Raw genomic sequence first — 637 nt, 5'->3', positions numbered from 1 at the left:
CGCTAATAATGACTAAGGTGCAAGTACTCTCAAGGCAGTTATCACAAATAACATGACGAGCACTTTGACCAATTAACGTCGCTTGGCTCAAACGATTGAGCGCCACATCAGCAAGTTGGCGAGCCATATCAAGTGATTGCGTAGAGAAAAGTTGAACTAGGTATTGTTTGCTATCACACCATTCGCGCTGAGCAAGTTGAGATTCTAATTGCTCCTCTGTGTTTGCGAGAAATGTATATGTTTGCATGCCAACCCTTGTTCGAAATCTAATGGAATAGAGAACCCGCAACCACCGCTATGATTGAAATGAATCGTAATCAGTAATCGCTAATTATCCTAGCCTAAACAGGCCCTTAAACTCGACTAATGTAACAATTCACTATCATAAATGCGACACAATAAGCCTGCAGTGGTCATTAAATTAGTCGCATAAGATCGCTGAGCTGTTCTATTTCAACATCAGGAAGCACACTCGCCTTCGAAGATAGGTATAAATTGGAACCAGTGTCATTAAACCAGCATGCTTGGAAGCCATTTTTCTTGGCTCCGTAGACATCCGTCCTTAAATGATCACCCACATGAAGGATATTGCTAGCATCAAAGCCTAAGTGCTGTTGTGCTTTCTCAAACATGTCTG

At 41.9% G+C, this 637-nt stretch carries 2 protein-coding genes; both read right to left on the bottom strand.

Annotated elements, in window-relative coordinates; all coding sequences use genetic code 11:
- Positions 1-247 (bottom strand): hypothetical protein (locus A3712_RS19635; RefSeq protein ID WP_157618822.1); only part of this gene is annotated, 247 nt, incomplete at its 3' end.
- A gap of 169 nt (positions 248-416) precedes the next feature.
- The coding region (locus A3712_RS19630) for an HAD hydrolase-like protein (RefSeq protein ID WP_157618821.1) at positions 417-637 on the bottom strand (221 nt) is incomplete at its 5' end.

The sequence above is a fragment of the Vibrio sp. HI00D65 genome (genome assembly GCF_001635455.1).
In the GTDB taxonomy this organism is placed as follows: Bacteria; Pseudomonadota; Gammaproteobacteria; order Enterobacterales; family Vibrionaceae; genus Vibrio.
The sequence above is the reverse complement of the archived record's forward strand: the minus strand, read 5'-3'. Positions and strand labels throughout refer to the sequence as shown.